Raw genomic sequence first — 21,993 nt, 5'->3', positions numbered from 1 at the left:
TAGAGTTTTGTTTTATTCCTCTTCTGCTTTCACTAAAACTTTCTTGATTTTTTTATTGAATTCAACGCGTGGAATCATGACGCTGTGCTGGCAGCCTTCACATTTGATGCGGATATCTGCACCCATTCGGATAATTTTCCAGGCATTTGCCCCGCACGGATGCCCTTTCTTCATTTCCACGACATCATTCAGACCATATTCTTTCTTATCCATGGCTCTGTCTCCTTTATCACTTTTTGGCAATAACGGATGGATTGGACTCTTCAGGCGACCGCTGTACCATAACCATCCGCGGGTACGGAATTTCTACACCTTTTTGATCCAAATATTCTTTTAAGTCCCGGCGAATCCCGCGGGAAACGGCAAAATGCTGCATTGGCAATGTTTCTGCCGTAATTCTCATGATGATTTCTGTTGTAGTAATGTTTTGTACGCCCAACAATTCCGGCGGTTTTATAATCTGCTCGTACTTTTCAGGAAGATCCACGAGAAATTCCTGGATCAAGCGCTCCACGCGTGCAATATCCGATTCATATGAAATATTTACATCCACTACTGCAATCGAATTATGGATCGAGAAATTTACCACATCCGTCACATTGCCATTCGGGAAAATGAAGAGCTCCCCCGTAAAACCTTTTACCTTTGTGGTCCGTAAACCAATTTCTTCGACGGTACCTTCTGCTTGGCCGATCCGGACATAGTCACCTACCGAAAACTGATCTTCAAAAATGATGAAGAATCCGGTAATGACATCTTTCACTAAGTTCTGGGCACCAAAACCAACAGCAAGACCTAATACCCCGGCCCCGGCAATCAGCCCTGTAATGTCAATTGTAAAAGCAGACAACACTGCGATGATCGCCATAAAATAGACAGCATAGGTAACAACATTTTCCAGCAGTTTCGACATCGTCTGCTGCCGCCGTTCGTTGTATTTTAACGGACCTTTAATGCGCACCGAGAAAGTTTTCCGAATCAGCATTTTTGCCACCCGAACGACAATTCCAGCTACGACAATAATCATAAGAACTTTCAAGCCGACAAAACCGATATTGAGCCACATTTCATTGTCGAGGAGAAGTTTCTTCCCCTCTTCTACCACTTCTTCTGTTTTCCTTACCGTTTCTGAAGTTACTGTTTCTGCAGTCACTGTAACACCTTCCTACCTCCGGTTAACCTAAATTCATCTTATAGATTACCGTAACAATTAATCCTACTACCAATACTCCAGGCAACAAATTAGCAACTCTTATTTTCGTGAGGCCGATCATGTTCAGGCCAATGGCCACAATCATGACGCCTCCCGTTGCGGTCATTTCCGTAATAAACATATCAAGCGCATCATCCGGAATGATCAAACTGATCTGCGTCGCAAACAACGCGATCAACCCTTGATAAACAAATACGGGAATAGCAGCCAGCATGACGCCAATTCCAAGCGTGGAAGCCAAAATGATCGATGTAAAACCATCAATCAAGCCTTTGGAAATCAAGACACCATGTTCATTGCTAAGCCCGCTCTCCAAAGCACCGATGATTCCCATCGCACCAATTACAAAGATGAGTGTCGCTGTGACAAAGCCTTGGGCAATACTGCCTTTGCTTTCTTTTTTTGCACCCATCACGTCTTCCAGCCAGTGTCCAAAATCATTCAACTTGTCATCTAAATTCATCCATTCGCCGATAACCGCACCCAAGACCAGACTAATAATCACTACGATGAAATTCTGGCTTTCAAAGCCCATTTGCAGGCCAAGAACCACGACTGCCAGGCCAATCGCATACATTACCGTTTCTTTCATCTTCTCAGGAATGTTTCGGAGCGCACGGCCGATGAATGTTCCAACTACAATCAAAATAGCGTTGATCAGCGTTCCCAAGAGAACCATCTTTCAATTTCCCCTTCCGCTCTCCTTTTACAAAACAGAACCTATTCCCTTACTCAGGGAATAGGCACGGATCAGTTTAAAAGTTCGAGTATGCGTTCCAAATCTTCTTCAGAGAAGAACTCTATTTCAATTTTCCCTTTGTTCTTCGTTTTTTTAATTTGGACATTTGTTCCGAAACGGTCTCTCAGTTCCGACTGTTTTTCTTCGATAAACAAATCTTTCTTTTTCTCGATTGTTTCACGTGGAACATCTTCATTTAAACGCTGAACCAGGTTTTCCAACTGACGGACATTCAAGTTTTCTTTCACTACTTTTTCAGCAGTTTCGGGAATCAGCTTTTTCAAGCGCAGTCCAAGCAAAGTACGGCCATGTCCCATCGTCAATTTCTTGTCTGAAATCATATCGCGTACGTCTTCAGGCAAAGCCAGCAAACGGATGTGATTGGCAATATGTGGCCGGCTTTTGCCAAGGCGGAATGCCAATTGCTCCTGTGTGATATTCAATGCTTCCATTAACTTCTGATAAGCCTCTGCTTCTTCAATCGGCGTCAAGTCTTCCCGCTGCAGGTTTTCAAGGATAGCCAATTCCATCATCTGCTGGTCTGTCAATTCTTTGACGAGTGCCGGCACTTCAGTCAATTTTGCCAATTTAGCTGCGCGGAACCTTCTTTCCCCTACAACCAGTTCAAAATGCTTTCCAGATTTCCGGACAACAACCGGCTGCAAAATGCCATGTTCTTTGATCGATTCCGACAATTCCTGCAAAGCGGTTTCATCAAAAACTTTGCGCGGTTGGTAAGGATTAGTGCGGATTTGCGTGATGCTGATCTGGTTGATTGTTTCTGTCTCGCTTAATGATTCGCCAGGGAACAATGCATTGATTCCTTTTCCTAATCCTTTAGCCATTCTTAATCACTTCCCTTGCTAATTCTAAGTATACTTCTGCCCCGCGGGATTTCGGATCGTATATAATGATCGGTTCTCCATGGCTTGGCGCTTCGCTTAATCTTACGTTCCGTGGAATGATCGTCCGGTAAACTTTGTCCTGGAAATACTTCTTCACTTCTTCAATTACCTGGATCCCTAAGTTTGTCCGCGCATCGAGCATCGTCAATAAGACGCCGTCAATTGCCAGGTCATGATTTAAATGCTTCTGGACAAGACGGATCGTGCTCAACAGCTGGCTCAATCCTTCCAATGCATAGTATTCACATTGTACCGGAATAATAATCGCATCTGAGGCAGTCAACGAATTGATCGTTAATAATCCCAATGACGGAGGACAATCAATGATGATGTAGTCATACAGTTCTTTAACTTCTTGAAGCGCATGCTTGAGGCGCACTTCTCTTGAAATAGTGGAAACCAGTTCAATTTCTGCACCTGCCAGCGAAATGGTTGCAGGCACTACGTGAAGATTTTCAACTTTTGTTTCCTTGATGGTATCTTTCACATCCACGTCATCAATCAGTACTTCGTAGATGCACTGGTCAACGTCGCCTTTGTTTACCCCGACCCCACTTGTCGCGTTTCCTTGGGGATCGATATCTATTAAGAGAACTTTCTGGCCCAAATAAGCAAGGCAGGCACTCAAGTTTACTGATGATGTTGTTTTTCCTACGCCGCCTTTTTGATTGGCGATCGCAATAATTCTACCCACTCTTGCACCAACTTTCTTTCATACTTCTCTCATTTTACTGCTCAAGTATAACTAATTCCATTATAAAAACAAAAATAATGACAGTTTCTTTCCTTATTGTAACAAAACAATAGCCATTTTATCGTTACATTCCCATTAAAAAAGCTCTTTCCGAAATCGGAAAGAGCTTTTTTATGCTTTTTTCTTAGGGATCTTCACGGTAATCTGGTAATACTCTTCGTGTTCTTCTTCTTCAGCCGATAAGTTGATCCCGCTTTTGGTGACCATGCTTAACGATTCCTTGATGGTGTTCATCGCAATCCGAATATCGCGGCTGACCGCTTTTCTTCTCGGCTTGGCCTTTTTCGGTTCAGTGGACAGCAATTTTTCGACCCGCATCTCCAGCTGCTTGACGTTCAAACTTTGTTCAACAGTTTCATCGAACATTTTTTTCTGCTTGTCTACATCTTTGATTTTCAGCAATACCCGTGCATGGCGTTCTGTAATGATGCGGTTTAATAAAGCCGTCTGGATTTCTTCAGGCAGTTTCAACAGCCGAAGTTTATTCGCAACTGTCGATTGCCCTTTTCCAAGACGTTGTGCAAGGGCTTCCTGGGTAATGCCCTGGATTTCCAGCAGGTTCTGATAAGCATTTGCTTCTTCAATCGACGTAAGTTCTTCCCGCTGCAAGTTTTCGATTAAAGCAATTGATGCTGTTTCTTTATCGCTTAGCTGGCGGATGATGGCCGGAACTTCTTCCCATCCGAGAGAAGACATCGCCCGAAAACGCCGTTCCCCTGCAATGATTTCGTAATCGCCTTCTTGATCCGATGCCCGGACTACAATAGGCTGAATAACGCCATGTATTTCAATTGTGCGAGCCAGCTCTTCAATCTTCTCTTCATCGAAAACTGTACGAGGCTGAAACTTGTTCGCGCTGATTTTAGCAATCGGCAATTTCACTACTTCTTCTGCAGCTTTATTGACTGATTTCACTTCTGTTGCCTGTTCTGCTTCTTCTGCTTTATCGCCGCTCCCGAAAAATCGGGAAAAAGGACTCTTCATCCTCTAGCACCACCTTTTAAAAGCTCACTTGCTTACTTTATAGTTGTCTTAACCGCTTCTTCTCGGTTTCCATGTTCCACGTGAAACATTGCATGTTCTCTTTTTATGCCTTAAGCAATTGGAGATTTATTTGGCACCCCGGGTTTGCGCGGGTACTTTTTCGGCGTTTCTTTAAACTTGCGGAAAACCTGAATGTGACGGTCGCTTTCTTCTATAGGCAATTTAAACGAATGGATGCTTTCTTCTTTAACCCCTAGTTTCAGCAAAGCTTTCTCAGCATCCTTTAATTCGTCAGGCGCTGATGCTGCTTTCATCGCAGCAAAAAGCCCGCCATTTTTTACGAGCGGCACACACAGTTCCGCTAAAACGGAAAGCCTTGCCACTGCTCGGGCCGTGACCAAGTCATAGCTTTCCCGGTGTTCGGACTGGCCAAAATCTTCGGCGCGGGAATGAATGAACCGGACATTTGATAAGTTCAGCTTATCGCTTAAATGATTCAAGAATTGGATGCGCTTGTTCAATGAGTCTACGATGGTCACTTCAATATGAGGGAAGCAGATTTTCAAAGGAATGCTCGGGAATCCTGCCCCGGCTCCCACATCACAAACTTTAAGCGGCTTCGTGAAATCTATGTAGAAAGCAGCCGTAATCGAATCAAAAAAATGTTTCAAGTAGACAGACGGCTGGTCTGTAATGGCCGTTAAATTCATTTTTTCGTTCCACTCAACCAGTTCTTCGAAGTAGATGCGGAATTGATCAAGTTGAGCCGGAGTCAAATTGATTCCTTTTTCGCTGAGGGCGTCTTTGAATTGTTGTTCGTTCACTTGGTTTTTTCCTCCCTCTTTTTTATGCTGTTCTATGTGTCAACCAATAGGCATTCCATTATGTAAAAATGGGCTGGTCTCTGCCAGCCCATTTGTTATGTGTCTAGCTTATCGCCTTTTTTGCTCGGTCAGGCGCCTGCGCTTTTATTTCTACAGCTTCGGCCCCAGATAGGCGTCTGCGCTTTTTTATATCCAGCTCCGGCGCCTGGGGCCTCGAGGTCTTAAGTCATCCCACTCTGGAAATCAGGATTTCCGGCGTGTTCTGCCTTAAGCTTGTCGGCCCCAGATAGGCGCCTGCGCTTTTTTTATATCAAGATGGAATTTTTGCAATTCTACCTTGTTCAATATACACCAAAAGAATTGAAATGTCAGCAGGGTTCACACCTGAAATCCGGGAAGCCTGTGCAATCGACAGCGGACGCACTTCGGCCAGTTTGCCGCGTGCTTCTGTTGCCAGACCGGAAATTGAGTGGTAATCAATGTTTTCCGGGATTTTCTTGTCTTCCATTTTTTTCAGTTTAGCCACTTGCTGAAGCGATTTTTCAATATAGCCTTCGTATTTGATATGGATTTCGACTTGTTCTTTCACTTCGTCTTCCAATTCAACTTCTGAAGCCGTCAATTGGGCAATCATGTCATAAGTCATTTCAGGGCGCTTCAATAAATCTGCTGCCCGGATGCCGTCTTTCAATTCACTGCCTCCTGCATCACGGATCAATTGCTGCGTGATGTCATTCGGTTTGATCATTATGCCGCGGAGGCGTTTGATTTCCGCTTCGATGCGGTCTTTTTTCGCCAGGAATTTGGCATAGCGCTCATCGGAAATCATGCCGATTTTGTGGCCCAGTTCCGTCAAACGCATATCTGCATTATCGTGGCGCAGCAAGAGGCGATATTCCGCACGCGACGTCAGCAAACGATAAGGCTCGTTTGTGCCTTTCGTGACCAAATCATCGATCAATACACCGATATAGGCATCGGAACGGCTCAGAATCACTTCTTCTTTGCCCAAAACTTTAGCTGCAGCATTAATGCCGGCCATCAAGCCCTGCCCCGCCGCTTCTTCGTAGCCGGAAGTTCCGTTGATCTGTCCTGCTGTGTAGAGATTTTCAAGCTGTTTTGACTCGAGCGTCGGCCATAATTGCGTCGGTACGATTGCATCGTATTCGATGGCGTATCCAGCACGCATCATTTCCGCTTTTTCAAGCCCTGGAATCGATTCTAACAGTTTTCTTTGCACATGTTCAGGCAAACTTGTTGAAAGCCCTTGTACGTAAACCTCGCGCGTATTGCGGCCTTCCGGTTCAAGGAAAATCTGATGGCGCGGTTTGTCGTTGAAACGCACCACTTTGTCTTCTATTGATGGGCAATATCTTGGGCCTGTCCCTTTGATCATGCCGGAATACATCGGCGACAAGTGAAGATTTTCGTCGATGATCTGATGGGTTTTTTCGTTTGTATACGTTAGCCAGCATGGCAGCTGATCCATGATGAATTCAGTTGTTTCGTAACTGAACGCACGCGGTTCTTCATCGCCCGGCTGGATTTCTGTTTTGCTGTAATCAATGGAGTTGCTGTTGACACGCGGCGGCGTCCCTGTTTTAAAGCGGACGGTTTCAAAGCCGAGCTCTTCCAGGTTTTCTGCCAGCTTGATTGATGGCTGCTGATTGTTCGGCCCGCTGGAATAGCGCAAATCGCCAATGATGATTTCGCCGCGCAGGAAAGTTCCTGTCGTGATGACAACGGATTTTGCCCGGTAGATGCCGCCAACTTGCGTGATCAAGCCGGTCACTTTGCCGTCTTCCACCACTAATTTTTCAGCAATCCCTTGGTGAAGCGTCAAATTCTTTTCTTCTTCCATCAGGCGTTTCATTTCCTGCTGGTAAAGCACTTTGTCGGCTTGTGCGCGCAGTGCGCGGACAGCCGGCCCTTTTGCTGTGTTCAACATTCTCATTTGAATGTGTGTTTTATCGATAACGCGCCCCATGGCTCCGCCAAGTGCGTCAATTTCCCGTACAACGATGCCTTTTGCGGGTCCGCCAATTGACGGGTTGCATGGCATAAATGCGATCATATCCAGATTCATCGTCAACACAAGTGTTTTCGCACCCATGCGAGCGGATGCAAGAGCAGCTTCTGCTCCGGCATGTCCGGCTCCTACGACGATGACATCGAACGTGCCTGCTTCGTATTGTGGCATGTTCGTTCATTCCCTTCGAAGTTTATTTCCCTAAACAGAACTGAGAAAATAATTGGTTCAACAAGCCATCATCTGCTGTATCGCCGATGATTTCCCCTAAAATTCCCCATGTTCGAGTGACATCAATTTGAATCATATCGACCGGCACATCCATATCCGCCGCCTCAATGGCATCCGAAATGGTCTGGTGTGCCTGGTGAAGCAGCGCAATATGGCGCGCATTGGAAACATACGTCATATCCCCTGCTTCGATTTGCCCTTCAAAAAACAGTTCAGCAATGGCTTCTTCCAGCTGGTCAATGCCTTCTTCTTCAATCAGCGAAGTGGTAACCAACAGTTTATCGCCTGCCAGCTGCTGTACGTGATCCAGATCGATTTTCTGCGGCAAATCGGTTTTATTGATGACTACAATATAATCCATATCCCGAACCGCTTCAAACAATCGTTCATCTTCTTCCGTCAGCGCTTCCGAATAATTCAAGACATAAAGAATCAAATCAGCTTCTTTCAGCACTTTGCGCGAACGTTCCACGCCGATCCGTTCCACAATATCTTCCGTTTCCCGGATACCGGCTGTATCCACCAAACGCAGCGGCACACCGCGGACGTTTACATATTCCTCGATTATATCACGGGTCGTTCCCGCAATTTCCGTTACAATGGCTTTGTTTTCTTGCACCAGGCTGTTCAAGAGAGAGGATTTTCCGACATTCGGACGTCCCACAATAACAGTTGAAAGGCCTTCTCTCAAGATTTTGCCTTGTGAAGAAGTCTGCAGTAATTTTTCAATTTCTGAACGCACCCATAAGGCTTTTTCAAGCATAATCGGACGTGTCATTTCTTCGACGTCGTCATACTCCGGGTAATCGATATTCACTTCCATTTGTGCAATGGATTCGAGCAAGGCTTGGCGAAGCGTCCCAATGAGCTTCGACAGGCGCCCTTCCATCTGGTTCAATGCCACATCCATCGCCCGGTCGGTTTTGGCGCGGATCAAATCCATGACCGCTTCCGCTTGGGATAGGTCGATACGGCCGTTTAAAAATGCCCGTTTCGTGAATTCTCCAGGCTCGGCCAAACGCGCGCCGGCGCGAAGCACAAGAGCCAATACCCGATTGACGGACACAATGCCGCCATGGCAATTGATTTCAATGACGTCTTCGCGGGTGAAGGTTTTTGGGGCTTTCATGAACGATACCATGACTTCTTCCACTACTTCCTCCGTCCATGGATCTGCCAAATGGCCGTAATGAATCGTATGCGTAGGCTGCGTCGCCAATTGTTTTCCGCTGGGGGCGCGGAACAGTTTATCCGCAATCCCGATCGCCTCCGGCCCGCTAAGGCGGACGATGGCAATGGCGCCTTCACCGCTTGGCGTGGAGATTGCAGCAATTGTATCGAATTCCATGGTACTTCGTCCTCTCTATTATAGAAAAGTACAGGGGCCTCTATTAAACCTGCACTTAAAATGAATAAAAACAAAAAAATCTGGCCAGAAACTTATCCCCAGACTTTTTTCGAGCGCAAAAAACGGATTTTCCCTTTAAAAAAGTTGTCCACATGTGGACAACCAGCAAAAGCACATGACTTTCTAACATATTACAATAGCATAAATGGCTGGAATCCGAAAGGTGAAGCGCTTGGTTTTCCCAAAAGTTTCATAAAAGAATGCATAAAAAAACGGCTTGCAAAGAGCAAGCCGTACACAATTCTTTATTTGGCCGGATCAGCCGCGTTATTTCAGAGGTTCGATGACCAGATAACGGTTTGGATCTTTTCCTTCTGAATAGGTGTCGATATCCATCCGGCGCGATAATGCCTGATGGATGACTTTCCGTTCGTAAGACGGCATCGGTTCAAATTGAACGCGGCCGCCGGTCCGAATCGCTTTGTCCGCCATCCGATCCGCCAACTGCTCCAATGTTTCCTGGCGCCGCTCCCGGTAATTTTCCGCATCCAGCTCCACCATCATAAATTGGTTAGAGTATTTATTCGCGACCAGCTGGGCAAGCTGCTGAAGGGAATTCAGCGTATTGCCGCGTTTGCCGATCAGCATGGCCACTTTTTCACTTTCCAGATAGAAACTGACTTGTTTGCCGCTTTGCTTATGCGTAATTTTTAAGTCTTCAATCATCATGCCTTTGGCAATGGATTGAATGTAATCTTTCGTTTCCTGGATGGCTCGCTCATTTGTTGCTTTTGGCGCTTCTTCCACCAGTTCTTCAAAAATTTCTTCCGGTTCCGCTACCGCCGTCTCCGCCACTGCTTCCTCTTTTTCAAGCGGTGCAGCTTCCGGTTCGTTTACGATGACTTCGACTTCAGCCGGTTTGGATCCAAAGCCCAAAAATCCCTTTTTTTCGTTCTGGATCACATTGACCGTTACTTCTTCACGTGTTGCCTGGAGTTTTTCTAATGCTGCAGATATCGCGTTTTCAACAGTTGTACCCGTCTGCGTAATCTGTTTCACTTTTTAGCCCCTCCTGCTTTCGCTTTCGTTTTAACAGGTTGCTTCACTTCTTTTCTTGCTCCAGCTGCTGGCGCCGCCGGAACCGGCTCTTTTTTCTCCCATGGCTTGTAAATAACCAGGTTTTGAATCAAGGAGATGATGTTTCCGATTACCCAATACAAGGTCAATGCGGATGGCAATACGACACCAAATCCGATGATCATGACCGGCATGAAATACATCATGATCTTCATTTGCGGGTTGTCCATAGCAGGACCGGTGCGCAAAACGATAAATTGCATCAAGCCAGCAATAACAGCCAAGATAATGCTTGGTTCAGCTAGCGGGAAAATCAAAAATGAACCAAGGTCGATCGACGGAGTACTGTTCATCCGGCTGATTGCGTGATAAAAACCGATCAAAATCGGCATTTGGATCAATACCGGCAAACAGCCCGCCATCGGGTTCACGCCGTTTTCCTGGAACAATGCCATCATTTCCTGCTGGTATTTCTGCTGCGTGACTGCATCTTTCGATTTGTATTTCGCTTGCAGCTCTTTCAATTTCGGTTGTACTTCCTGCATGCGTTTTGAGCTGCGGGTCTGCTTCACCATCAATGGCAAAAGCACCAAACGGATAATGATTGTTACTGCAATAATCCCAAGTCCGTACGTTCCAAGCAAGCCTTTGAAATACGTAATGACCGAGACTAGAGGCCAAACTATAAATTCGTTCCAAAATCCTTCACTGTTTCCACTGATCGGCTCATTGAACTCTGTACAGCCGGCAAGCAGCACGGTCGCTGCCACCAGTGAAATAAGCAGTACTATTCGCTTATTCAACCTTCTTCCCCCAAACTTATTTTCAATTGCTTCTATAATAGCATTCTTGCAATAACTCTTTCTACTTCCGAGGCAAAGCACGGGCAATTTTTAAAACGTGCTCCAAACTTTTCTTGCTTTCATGAAAATCCAAATTGGCCGCCTGTTGTCGGGCGATAATAACGTAATCCGCATTTGGCAGCACATCGTCTTTCAATTCGAGGAAAGTTTGACGGATATAGCGCTTGATGCGGTTTCGCGTAACTGCGTTTCCTACTTTTTTGCTGACGGATAATCCCACCCGAAACTCCGGCTGATCGTTTTTCAAGACGTAGACGATAAACTGGCGATTGGCAAAGGATTTTCCTTTTTTAAAGATTCGTTGAAATTCCGTGTTTTTCTTGATTCGTTGTTGCTTATTCATTTTTTCACCTGCTTATTTTGGTTCATTTCCGCTGAAAATCAGCAGAAAAGAAAAAAAGACCACTGATGCGGTCAGTGGACTTAAGCTGATAATACTTTTCTTCCTTTGCGACGGCGTGCAGCAATTACTCTACGTCCGTTTTTAGTGCTCATACGTGCTCTGAAGCCGTGTACTTTGCTGTGTTTACGAGTATTTGGTTGGTATGTGCGTAATGTCATGGTGACACCTCCTGAATAAAAGTTAACTCTTTTCTCAAAGACAGTCTTGACTATTATATAGCCGGCATGCTTCAAATGTCAATGTCTTATTAAAAAGGAGAAACAATCACCGATTTTGCACTATAAATACCAGGGTTTGCAGATCTCCAGCAAAACTGTCCCTCTTTTCTGCTTACCTCCCCTTATTTTCTTCTCCCTCTTTTACTGAACGGATTCGAAAAGAAGTTTTGCCCTTGCTGCTTCATATGGGAGAAAAATTAAAATCCATCTACAAAATCGCTTGAATTCTTCTTGGATTTTTCATTCTCCTTTTCGCTTCGAGTTATCCACATTTGCTTCAGGAAACCCAAAAATTATTGTGCACCAATATTTTCCGAAAAAATTTTATCCACACCCCTTATCTACAACTTCTGCACATAAGAACCCCCTGTGGATAGCTTTCATGTGTACAATAAAGGAAATGTGGATAAGTATAAGTCGTTCTTGTAATGTCTCGTTTTTTTTGTTAACATAGACTTGTTTTCACTTGTTAATAATTTTTAGCCTAAATAAGTTATCCACAAACTGTGGGTAAGATGTGGACAGTTATTCACGGGCTTGTTTATAAAGGTTATCCACAGCCTGTGGTTTTGTGTATGGTATACTTAAAAAATATTTACATATAAAGGAGACGAGCTATTGGAACACTTAGACGAACTTTGGTCGAGTGTCTTAGCCCAAGTTGAAACTAAAATCTCCAAACCAAGTTTTGAAACGTGGTTAAAATCAACAAAACTTTTATCTTATCAGAATGATACAGTGACAATTTCAGCGCCTAATTCATTTGCACGTGACTGGTTGGAAAACCATTACGTGCATTTAATTACTGGGATTCTTTCGGATTCAACAGGTGATGATCTGCTGATAAAATTTGTTGTGCCCAAAGATCAGGATATGGACGATTTTCAACTCCCAGCCCCTCGCGTAAAACCAGGGCAGAATGAGCATCAGGAATTTTTGCCTGGCATGCTGAATCCCAAATATACATTCGATACGTTTGTAATTGGATCCGGCAACCGCTTTGCCCATGCTGCGTCACTGGCCGTAGCGGAAGCGCCTGCAAAAGCGTACAATCCGTTGTTTATTTACGGGGGAGTAGGACTTGGCAAGACACATTTAATGCATGCAATCGGACATTATGTCCTTGAACACAACCCGAATGCCAAAGTGGTTTATTTGTCTTCGGAGAAATTTACCAATGAATTCATCAACTCGATCCGGGACAACCAAACCGTTGATTTCCGGAACAAATACCGTAGTGTCGATATTCTTTTGATTGATGACATTCAATTTTTGGCCGGCAAAGAGCAGACGCAGGAGGAATTTTTCCATACGTTTAATACACTCCATGAAGAGTCGAAACAGATTATCATCTCGAGTGACCGGCCGCCAAAAGAAATTCCGACACTGGAAGACCGCTTAAGATCCCGCTTTGAATGGGGATTGATCACGGATATTACACCGCCGGATCTGGAAACCCGGATCGCCATTTTGCGCAAAAAAGCGAAAGCGGACGGCCTTGATATTCCAAACGATGTGATGACCTATATCGCCAATTCCATTGATTCGAATATCCGGGAACTTGAAGGGGCATTGATCCGCGTAGTGGCTTATTCTTCTTTGATCAACCGGGATATGAGTGCCGAACTTGCAGCAGAAGCGCTAAAAGACATCATGCCGAATTCAAAACCGAAAGTGATTACGATTTTGGATATCCAGCATGCTGTCGGAGAGCAATTTAATGTGAAATTAGAAGATTTCAAAACAAAACGCCGTACAAAAGACATTGCATATCCACGCCAAGTGGCCATGTATCTGTCCAGAGAAATGACGGATTTTTCTTTGCCGAAAATCGGGGAAGAATTCGGTGGGCGTGACCATACAACAGTCATCCATGCGCACGAGAAAATTTCAAAAATGCTGAAAGACAATCAGCAGCTTCAACAAGACGTCAAAGATATTCGAAGCGCGCTTGGCAAGCAATGACCTTGTGGATAACCGCATAATTTACAAAGCAGTTTGTGCACAGCTTATCTACATGTGGATAAGCTGCTTTTGTTCAGAAAAACGGGGTTATCCACATATTCACAGGCCCTACTACTATTACTGTTTTAAGTTCCTTAAATAAAATATATATATAAGCGAGGTTCGAGAATGAAATTCGAGATAAAGCGTGAACGATTAGTCGAAGGTTTAAATGATGTAATGAAAGCAGTAAGTTCAAAAACAACGATTCCGATTTTGACAGGGATCAAAATGGATGTTTCTTCAGAAGGAATGAGATTGACAGGAAGCGATTCAGATATCACGATCCAGACATTCATTCCGGCAGAAGAAGATGGAGAAGAAATCATCGGCGTATCTCAAGGCGGAAGCATTGTTCTTCAAGCAAAAGTATTTGGAGAAATAATCCGTAAGTTGCCAACGAATGAAGTGGAAATCGAAATTACTGGAAACTTCCAAACGCATATCCGTTCAGGGAAATCTGAATTCCACTTGATTGGCTTGGATGCATTGGATTATCCGCAGCTTCCGGATATCCAGGATGACCGTTTGTTTACCATTCCGGCGGATCTGTTAAAAACAATCAACCGCGAAACGGTATTTGCTGTTTCGAGTTCGGAAACACGCCCGGTATTAACTGGGGTTCATTGGGAAGTAAAAGACGGGGAATTGGTTTGTGTTGCAACAGACAGCCACCGTTTGGCACGCCGCAAAACAAAATTAGAAACTTTGCCGGAAGGGGAATACAGTGTCGTAATCCCTGGGAAAAGCTTGACCGAACTCAACAAAATTCTGGACGATACTTCAGATCCTGTTGAAATCGTCATGACGAACCAGCAAGTTCTGTTTAAATCCAAGCATATTTTGTTCTTTTCGCGTCTGCTTGAAGGAAACTACCCGGATACATCCCGTTTGATTCCTTCTGAATACAAAACAGAAGTGACGGTCAACGGGCGTTCGCTTCTTCAGGCAATCGACCGTGCTTCTTTGCTTGCCCGAGAAGAACGCAATAACGTTGTGCGTTTTTCTACAAATTCCGGCAATGAAGTAGAAGTTTCTTCTAATTCACCGGAAGTCGGAAAAGTGGAAGAGCAGCTTCAAGCCCAAAGCATTGAAGGCGAAGAATTGAAAATTTCATTTAGCGCCAAATTCATGATGGATGCTTTGAAAGCAATTGATGGCCAGGACGTACTGATTCAATTTACCGGAGCGATGCGCCCGTTCATTTTGAAATCTGCGCTTGACGATTCGATTTTGCAATTGATTCTTCCTGTCCGGACCTATTAAAAACAGAAAAGACCCTCTAGGATAGCCATAAAGGCTATCCTTTTTACTTTTTACCCTAAATAGGGTAAAATAGAGGGATAGACTACGAATTGAAGGATGAGTGCATTTTGAAAGAAATCGGGATTGAAACAGAATTTATTACACTTGGGCAATTGCTGAAAATGACAGATACGATCAGTTCAGGAGGCATGGCAAAGTGGTTTTTGAGTGAGCATGAAGTTTTTGTAAACGGAGAAGCGGAAGATCGGAGAGGCCGTAAGTTGCGTCCGAACGATACGGTAACGATTCCAGAAGTAGGGGAGTTTCGTATTGCAGTAGCTGAAGGCATGAGCTTCGATGTGGATTGACCGCCTCGAGCTCCGCGACTACCGGAATTACGAGACGCTTGACTTGTCTTTTTCTCCTGAAATAAATGTCTTTATCGGGGAGAATGCGCAAGGAAAAACCAATATTATGGAATCCTTGTACGTTTTGTCGATGGCAAAATCGCATCGAACCACCAATGATAAAGAATTGATACGCTGGAATGCCGATTATGGTAAAATTAAAGGTGATGTTTTCCGTAAATACGGGAAATTGCCTTTGGAAATCACTTTGTCCAAAAAAGGCAAAAAAGCAAAGGTCAATCATTTGGAACAGCGGCGGCTCAGTGATTACATTGGCCAATTGAATGTTGTGATGTTTGCGCCTGAAGATTTGAATTTAGTCAAAGGGAGTCCGCAAATCCGCCGTCGGTTTATCGATATGGAAATCGGCCAAATTTCTCCTGTCTATCTTCATGATTTATTGACATATCAGAAATTGTTGAAGCAACGGAATCATATACTTAAGCAAAATTACGGCAAACAGGCCATCAACGATGTCATGTTCGATGTTTACACGGAACAATTTATCGAAGCCGCAGTAAAAATCATCCAAAAACGTTATCAGTTCATGGAATTATTGCAAAAATGGGCTGAACCGATCCATCACGGCATTTCCCGGGGGCTGGAACAACTGCAAATCCGCTATCAACCGATCAGCGGTTTAAAGCCCGAATGGACGCCGACCGAGATGGCGTCTTTTTTAGAGCAGAAACTTGCTGAAGTTCGCAAACGGGAAATTGAGCGCGGTTTGACTCTTGTCGGCCCTCACCGCGATGAATTGCAGTTTTTCGTGAACGGCTATGATGTCCAGACTTATGGTTCGCAAGGCCAGCAGCGGACCACAGCGCTTTCCTTAAAGCTGGCGGAAATTGAATTGATCAAGCAGGAAGTCGGCGAAGCGCCTGTTTTGCTGCTGGATGATGTACTGTCAGAGCTGGATGATTACCGGCAGTCCCATTTGCTGAATACCATCCATGGTTCTGTCCAGACCTTTGTGACGACAACCAATGTAGATGGAATTCAGCACGAAACAATTCAAAATGCCCGTCTTTTCGAAGTATCCCAAGGGATGGTTAAGGAGTGACGCGTTATTTATGTGCACATTGGAAAAGAGCAGACAATCCGAATAGCTGAAATTGTTGCCGTCACCGCGCATGAACATTACGTGCCGGCTGCTTTTGTGCGGCTTCTCGTCCCTTTAGATAAAGTAAAATCATTTATTGTGACCGACGATTTTGTCTACGGTTCGCCTTTGCGGGCGCAGGCCATCTTGAAAAAGATCCGGCAAAACCGGTTATAAACAAACCAATGGAAAACAGAATGTTGTAAGAAAGAGCAGGTGAACGCAGTGGCAATGGAAGAAAAAAATCTTCAACCCTCATATGATGCGAATCAGATTCAAGTTCTTGAAGGCTTGGAAGCAGTACGCAAAAGACCCGGAATGTATATCGGTTCAACAAGTTCAAAAGGGCTTCACCATTTAGTTTGGGAAATCGTAGATAACAGTATCGATGAAGCATTAGCCGGTTATTGCGATGAAATCCAGGTAACAATCGAACCCGGCGAATGGATTCGTGTAGATGACAACGGGCGAGGCATTCCAGTTGGCATGCAGGAAAAAATGGGCCGTCCGGCTGTAGAAGTCATTATGACTGTCTTGCACGCAGGCGGTAAATTCGGCGGCGGCGGATATAAAGTATCCGGCGGTCTGCACGGTGTTGGGGCATCGGTTGTTAACGCTTTGTCCGAAGTGACAGAAGTATACGTTAACCGCGATGGCAAACGCCATTACATTAAATTTGAACGCGGAGCGGTTACAGAAGAACTGCATGTGATCGGCGACGCTGAAAATACAGGTACCACCATCCGTTTTAAAGCGGACCCGGAAATCTTTAAAGAAACGACCGTCTATGAATTTGATATTTTGGACCATCGCTTGCGGGAACTGGCTTATTTGAACCGTGGTTTGAGAATTGTTGCCCGTGATGAGCGTGAAGGCGAGCAAAAAGAGAAGGTCTACCATTTTGAAGGCGGGATCAAATCTTACGTTGAACATATGAATAAATCCAAAGACCCTCTTCACGAAGAGGCGATTTTTGTAGAAGCTGAACGAGAAGGCATTTCCGTAGAAGTCGCGATGCAATATAATGCCGGCTATGCAGCCAATATTTTTTCATTTGCCAATAATATCAACACGCATGAAGGCGGAACGCACGAATCCGGCTTTAAGACAGCTTTGACGCGTGTTGTGAATGACTACGGCCGCAAAAACGGCATGCTGAAAGAACAAGATGCCAATTTAACGGGCGATGACGTTCGTGAAGGGTTGACTGCTATTATTTCGGTTAAACACCCGGATCCCCAGTTTGAAGGCCAAACCAAAACGAAGCTGGGCAATACTGAAGTCAGCACAATCGTCAACAACCTGTTCTCAGGCGGTTTTGAGCGATTCCTTTTGGAGAATCCAACGGTTTCTCGCAAAATTGTGGAAAAAGGCATCATGGCTTCGCATGCCCGTATGGCGGCCAAAAAAGCACGCGAATTCACGCGCCGCAAATCAGTGCTCGAAGTATCGAGCTTGCCTGGTAAACTGGCGGACTGTTCTTCGCGTGATCCGAAAATCAGCGAGATTTACATTGTTGAGGGTGACTCAGCCGGCGGCTCGGCAAAATCAGGCCGTGACCGCCATTTCCAAGCCATTTTGCCGCTGCGCGGTAAGATCTTGAATGTTGAAAAAGCCCGTCTTGATAAAATCCTGACAAACGCTGAAATCCGCAACATCATTACAGCACTAGGCACAGGAATCGGCGAAGAATTCAATTTGGCGAAAGCGCGTTACCATAAAGTAGTCATCATGACAGATGCGGACGTCGACGGCGCCCATATCCGGACTTTGTTATTGACGTTCTTCTTCCGCTACATGCGTCCATTGCTTGAAGCGGGTTATATTTACATCGCCCAGCCGCCTTTGTTCCAGATCAAACAAGGCAAGCACGTGGATTATGTTTATACCGATGCGCAATTGAAAGAAGCGCTCGAAAACTTGTCTCCAACACCGAAACCGAATATCCAGCGCTACAAAGGGTTGGGAGAAATGAACGCGGAGCAGTTATGGGATACGACAATGGATCCGGACGTCCGTACCTTGCTGCAAGTGACGTTGACCGACGCGATGGTGGCAGATGAAACTTTCCATATTTTAATGGGAGACGAAGTTGAACCGCGCCGTAACTTTATCGAAGAAAATGCGAAATACGTTAAAAACTTGGACGTTTAAGTGATGTAGAGTTGAGAGGAGGCTGCGGATATGGCTGAACGGCCTAGCAGTGGTGTTGAAGAAATAAATATAAGCACGGAGATGCGCACATCGTTTTTGGATTATGCAATGAGCGTTATCGTTTCCCGTGCACTACCGGATGTGCGTGACGGGCTGAAACCTGTCCATCGCCGCATCCTATATGCAATGCATGATTTGGGAATTACATCGGATAAAGCCTATAAAAAATCAGCACGTATCGTCGGGGATGTTATTGGTAAATACCATCCACACGGCGATAGCGCTGTTTATGAAACGATGGTCCGGATGGCGCAGGATTTCAGTTACCGTTATATGCTCGTTGACGGACACGGAAACTTCGGTTCGGTCGACGGCGATGCAGCAGCTGCCATGCGTTATACAGAATCAAGAATGTCAAAAATCTCCATGGAACTATTGCGTGATTTAAATAAAAATACGATCGATTACCGGGATAACTACGATGGCCAGGAAAAAGAGCCAATTGTTCTGCCGAGCCGATTCCCGAACTTACTGGTAAACGGAACATCTGGTATCGCAGTTGGTATGGCTACTAATATTCCGCCGCATCATTTGGGTGAAACAATTGACGGTGTGTTGGCATTAGCTGAAAACCCGGCGATTACGACAGAAGAATTGATGGAATTTATTCCAGGTCCTGATTTCCCGACTGGCGGCATTATTTTAGGGCGCAGCGGTATTCGACGCGCTTATGAAACCGGCAGAGGCTCTATCATGATCCGTTCGGTGGTGGATATTGAAACCAAACCGAACGGCAAAGAAGTAATCATCGTCAACGAACTTCCTTATCAAGTGAACAAAGCCCGCTTGATTGAAAAAATTGCGGAGCTCGTGCGCGATAAGCGAATTGACGGCATCACGGATTTACGGGACGAATCTGACCGCAACGGTATGCGCATTGTCATTGAAGTGCGCAGAGATGCGAGTGCCAGCGTCCTGTTGAACAACTTATACAAACAGACAGCAATGCAAACAAGTTTCGGGATCAACATGCTGGCGCTTGTCGACGGCCATCCGAAAGTGTTGGGAATTAAAGAAGTGCTTTTCCACTACTTAGAGCACCAGAAAGTGGTCATTCGCCGCCGTACTCAATTTGATTTGACGAAAGCGGAAGACCGCGCACATATCCTTGAAGGTTTGCGTATTGCATTGGATCATATTGATGCCATTATCGCTTTGATCCGCGGCTCACAGACGACTGAAGAAGCCCGCAATGGCTTGATGAGCAATTTCAATCTGTCAGAGCGCCAATCACAAGCGATTTTGGATATGCGACTGCAGCGTTTAACCGGACTGGAACGCGATAAAATCGAAGAAGAATACCAAGGTTTGGTTAAGCTGATCGATGAACTTCGCGAAATTTTGGCGAACGAATACCGGATTCTCGAAATTATCCGTGAAGAATTGACAGAAGTGAAAGAACGTTTCAGCGACGAGCGCAGAACGGAAATCACTTCAGGCGGTACGGAAATGTTCGAAGATGAAGATTTGATCCCAAGAGAAGCGTCTGTTCTGACATTGACCCATAACGGGTATATCAAACGGATGCCGGCAAACACGTTCCGCAGCCAAAACCGCGGTGGCCGCGGCGTCCAGGGAATGGGCACCAACGAAGATGATTTCGTTGAGCACATGCTTTATACCTCTACCCACGATACAATCCTGTTCTTCACGAGCAAAGGGAAAGTGTATCGCAAAAAAGGGTATCAAGTGCCGGAATACGGAAGAACTGCAAAAGGCCTTCCGCTAGTCAATTTGCTGGAAATCAGCAAAGACGAAAAAGTGACGGCTGTCATCCGCGTGAAAGAATTTAAAGAAGATGCCTTCTTCTTCTTTACGACACGGGAAGGAATCAGCAAGCGGACACCGGTGTCCAATTACGCCAACATCCGCCAAAACGGGCTAATTGCCATCAGCTTGCGCGAAGAAGATGAATTGATTTCCGTTAAGCTAACCGACGGCAACCAGGAAATCGTCATCGGAACACGCGACGGCGCATTGATCCGTTTCCCTGAAACCGATATCCGCAGCATGGGCCGGACAGCAAGCGGGGTCCGTGGAATCCGTTTGCGCGAAGGCGACCAGGTTGTCGGCATGGAGATTCTGGAGAAGGACGATAACATCCTTGTCATCACAGAAAAAGGATACGGCAAACAAACCAAAGAATCCGAATACCGTGTTCAATCCAGAGGCGGTATGGGAATCAAAACTTGCCAAATCACCGACAAGAACGGACCGCTCGTGGCTGTCCGGACAGTCAACGGAACAGAAGACATCATGCTGATCACCATCAATGGTATTTTAATCCGCATGGACGTCAACGATATTTCACAGACTGGCCGAAGCACACAAGGCGTCCGCCTAATTAAGCTCGCTGAAGAAGAAACCGTAGCTACGGTTGCCCGAGTGAAAAAAGATATTGAAATTCCAGAAGGCGCAGAAGAAGCCGAAGAAGATGTCGATTCCACATTGATTGAAGAAAGTGCGGAAGCGGATGTCTATACGGAGGACGAAGTTGTGGCTGATGAAGAAGTAGATCGTGTAGAAGAAGAAATAGATGAAGACGAAGAGTAAGATTTTTAAACCCGCTGATTTGTTCAGCGGGTTTTTTTATTTGGCGCTAAACGAATATTTCTTGAACGAGAGAAGCTTTGGGTTGCCAAAAGAGTCCGGAAAGAATGAAGCGGGATCCTGTTCTTTCTATATAGAGGAAAAAGAAAACGGAAGCAGAAATCTTCTTACGGCTGTCGGATCGATCTAGTTTATAGTGGCTCAGGAAGATGAAGATCAGAGCGAAGAACAGCCAGCAAAAACTGAAAAGTTTCCTGGAAGAAAAAGAATTTACCAAAAGCAGAAGTTTTTTTCGTAAAACTGTTGACGCGAATATTATGGCATGGTATATTAATCAAGTCGCCAATGAGTGACACACAACATGAACCTTGAAAACTGAACAGCAAAACGTCAACATAAATTGTTTGAGCGCTTTGGCGCGAAAACGAATTTATGCGAGGATCGTCGCAAAGCGATCCGAGCACAACTTACTGATCAGGCAGTGCCAGATCAAGCGACTCGCGCGTTCTTCGGAACAGCGAGACGCCAGCAGAATTTGAGCAATCGGTTCTCTATAATGGAGAGTTTGATCCTGGCTCAGGACGAACGCTGGCGGCGTGCCTAATACATGCAAGTCGAGCGGAAGTTGAAGAGCTTGCTCCTTCAACTTTAGCGGCGGACGGGTGAGTAACACGTGGGCAACCTGCCCTGCAGATCGGGATAACTCCGGGAAACCGGTGCTAATACCGAATAGTTTTGGGTCCCTCCTGGGACCTAACGGAAAGACGGTTTCGGCTGTCACTGCAGGATGGGCCCGCGGCGCATTAGCTAGTTGGTGGGGTAACGGCCCACCAAGGCGACGATGCGTAGCCGACCTGAGAGGGTGATCGGCCACACTGGGACT

At 45.3% G+C, this 21,993-nt stretch carries 20 protein-coding genes and 1 rRNA gene; 8 read left to right on the top strand and 13 right to left on the bottom strand.

Going from position 1 to position 21,993, the window contains the following annotated elements; translation table 11 throughout:
- Positions 1–12: 12 nt before the first annotated feature.
- The 13 genes from HU147_RS00105 to rpmH all read right to left on the bottom strand — a co-directional run bounded on the left by HU147_RS00105 (position 13) and on the right by rpmH (position 11,528).
- Positions 13–213, bottom strand: a complete 201-nt coding sequence (locus HU147_RS00105) for a DUF951 domain-containing protein (RefSeq protein ID WP_036810873.1) — start codon at positions 211–213, stop codon at positions 13–15.
- Between the two features lie 16 nt (positions 214–229).
- Positions 230–1,066 (bottom strand): mechanosensitive ion channel family protein, encoded by an 837-nt coding sequence (locus tag HU147_RS00100; protein ID WP_224074847.1) that lies wholly within the window; start codon positions 1,064–1,066, stop codon positions 230–232.
- Positions 1,067–1,175: 109 nt separating this feature from the next.
- Complete coding sequence (locus tag HU147_RS00095) at positions 1,176–1,892, bottom strand: DUF554 domain-containing protein (protein WP_224074304.1); 717 nt, start codon at positions 1,890–1,892, stop codon at positions 1,176–1,178.
- Positions 1,893–1,963: 71 nt separating this feature from the next.
- Positions 1,964–2,797, bottom strand: coding sequence for a ParB/RepB/Spo0J family partition protein (locus tag HU147_RS00090; protein WP_224074303.1), 834 nt, complete (start codon positions 2,795–2,797; stop codon positions 1,964–1,966).
- Entirely contained in the window at positions 2,790–3,551 is a 762-nt protein-coding gene (locus HU147_RS00085) for a ParA family protein (RefSeq protein ID WP_036810866.1), read from the bottom strand. The genes HU147_RS00090 and HU147_RS00085 overlap by 8 nt, the downstream gene beginning before the upstream one ends.
- Positions 3,552–3,722: 171 nt before the next feature.
- Positions 3,723–4,595, bottom strand: a complete 873-nt coding sequence (gene noc, locus HU147_RS00080) for a nucleoid occlusion protein (protein ID WP_224074302.1) — start codon at positions 4,593–4,595, stop codon at positions 3,723–3,725.
- Between the two features lie 110 nt (positions 4,596–4,705).
- Positions 4,706–5,419 carry a 16S rRNA (guanine(527)-N(7))-methyltransferase RsmG gene (gene rsmG / locus HU147_RS00075; RefSeq protein WP_224074301.1) on the bottom strand — a complete coding sequence of 238 codons (714 nt, stop codon included), beginning with the start codon at positions 5,417–5,419 and terminating at the stop codon, positions 4,706–4,708.
- A 310-nt stretch (positions 5,420–5,729) separates the two neighbouring features.
- On the bottom strand, positions 5,730–7,619 hold the full coding sequence (gene mnmG / locus HU147_RS00070) for a tRNA uridine-5-carboxymethylaminomethyl(34) synthesis enzyme MnmG (RefSeq protein WP_224074300.1): 1,890 nt from the start codon (positions 7,617–7,619) through the stop codon (positions 5,730–5,732).
- A 22-nt stretch (positions 7,620–7,641) separates the two neighbouring features.
- Complete coding sequence (gene mnmE / locus HU147_RS00065) at positions 7,642–9,027, bottom strand: tRNA uridine-5-carboxymethylaminomethyl(34) synthesis GTPase MnmE (RefSeq protein WP_224074299.1); 1,386 nt, start codon at positions 9,025–9,027, stop codon at positions 7,642–7,644.
- A 327-nt stretch (positions 9,028–9,354) separates the two neighbouring features.
- Positions 9,355–10,086: an RNA-binding cell elongation regulator Jag/EloR gene (gene jag, locus HU147_RS00060; RefSeq protein WP_224074298.1), complete on the bottom strand. Its 732-nt coding sequence runs from the start codon at positions 10,084–10,086 to the stop codon at positions 9,355–9,357.
- Positions 10,083–10,907, bottom strand: a complete 825-nt coding sequence (gene yidC / locus HU147_RS00055) for a membrane protein insertase YidC (protein WP_224074297.1) — start codon at positions 10,905–10,907, stop codon at positions 10,083–10,085. Before yidC ends, jag begins: the two co-directional genes overlap by 4 nt.
- Before the next feature lie 61 nt (positions 10,908–10,968).
- The gene (rnpA, locus tag HU147_RS00050) at positions 10,969–11,310 is read right to left on the bottom strand and encodes a ribonuclease P protein component (protein ID WP_224074296.1); all 342 of its coding nucleotides are present in this window, start codon (positions 11,308–11,310) and stop codon (positions 10,969–10,971) included.
- Positions 11,311–11,390: 80 nt separating this feature from the next.
- Positions 11,391–11,528, bottom strand: coding sequence for a 50S ribosomal protein L34 (gene rpmH / locus HU147_RS00045; RefSeq protein WP_006830546.1), 138 nt, complete (start codon positions 11,526–11,528; stop codon positions 11,391–11,393).
- 678 nt (positions 11,529–12,206) lie between these two features.
- Here rpmH and dnaA point away from each other — a divergent pair.
- The 8 genes from dnaA to HU147_RS00005 form a co-directional block, all read left to right on the top strand.
- Complete coding sequence (dnaA, locus tag HU147_RS00040; RefSeq protein WP_036810843.1) at positions 12,207–13,553, top strand: chromosomal replication initiator protein DnaA; 1,347 nt, start codon at positions 12,207–12,209, stop codon at positions 13,551–13,553.
- A gap of 168 nt (positions 13,554–13,721) precedes the next feature.
- Positions 13,722–14,858, top strand: a complete 1,137-nt coding sequence (gene dnaN, locus HU147_RS00035) for a DNA polymerase III subunit beta (RefSeq protein WP_053166869.1) — start codon at positions 13,722–13,724, stop codon at positions 14,856–14,858.
- A gap of 107 nt (positions 14,859–14,965) precedes the next feature.
- A complete protein-coding gene (gene yaaA, locus HU147_RS00030; RefSeq protein WP_263427495.1) occupies positions 14,966–15,205 on the top strand; it encodes a S4 domain-containing protein YaaA in 240 nt (79 codons plus the stop codon).
- Positions 15,195–16,307: a DNA replication/repair protein RecF gene (gene recF / locus HU147_RS00025; RefSeq protein ID WP_224074295.1), complete on the top strand. Its 1,113-nt coding sequence runs from the start codon at positions 15,195–15,197 to the stop codon at positions 16,305–16,307. The genes yaaA and recF overlap by 11 nt, the downstream gene beginning before the upstream one ends.
- A gap of 12 nt (positions 16,308–16,319) precedes the next feature.
- Complete coding sequence (locus HU147_RS00020; protein WP_224074294.1) at positions 16,320–16,523, top strand: hypothetical protein; 204 nt, start codon at positions 16,320–16,322, stop codon at positions 16,521–16,523.
- A 54-nt stretch (positions 16,524–16,577) separates the two neighbouring features.
- Positions 16,578–18,500 (top strand): DNA topoisomerase (ATP-hydrolyzing) subunit B, encoded by a 1,923-nt coding sequence (gyrB, locus tag HU147_RS00015; RefSeq protein WP_224074293.1) that lies wholly within the window; start codon positions 16,578–16,580, stop codon positions 18,498–18,500.
- A 30-nt stretch (positions 18,501–18,530) separates the two neighbouring features.
- Positions 18,531–21,113, top strand: coding sequence for a DNA gyrase subunit A (gene gyrA / locus HU147_RS00010; RefSeq protein ID WP_224074292.1), 2,583 nt, complete (start codon positions 18,531–18,533; stop codon positions 21,111–21,113).
- 550 nt (positions 21,114–21,663) lie between these two features.
- Positions 21,664–21,993, top strand: a 16S ribosomal RNA gene (locus HU147_RS00005); the annotation flags it as partial.

The organism is Planococcus chinensis (genome assembly GCF_020071995.1).
GTDB classification, from domain to species: domain Bacteria; phylum Bacillota; class Bacilli; order Bacillales_A; family Planococcaceae; genus Planococcus; species Planococcus chinensis_A.
The sequence above is the reverse complement of the archived record's forward strand: the minus strand, read 5'-3'. Positions and strand labels throughout refer to the sequence as shown.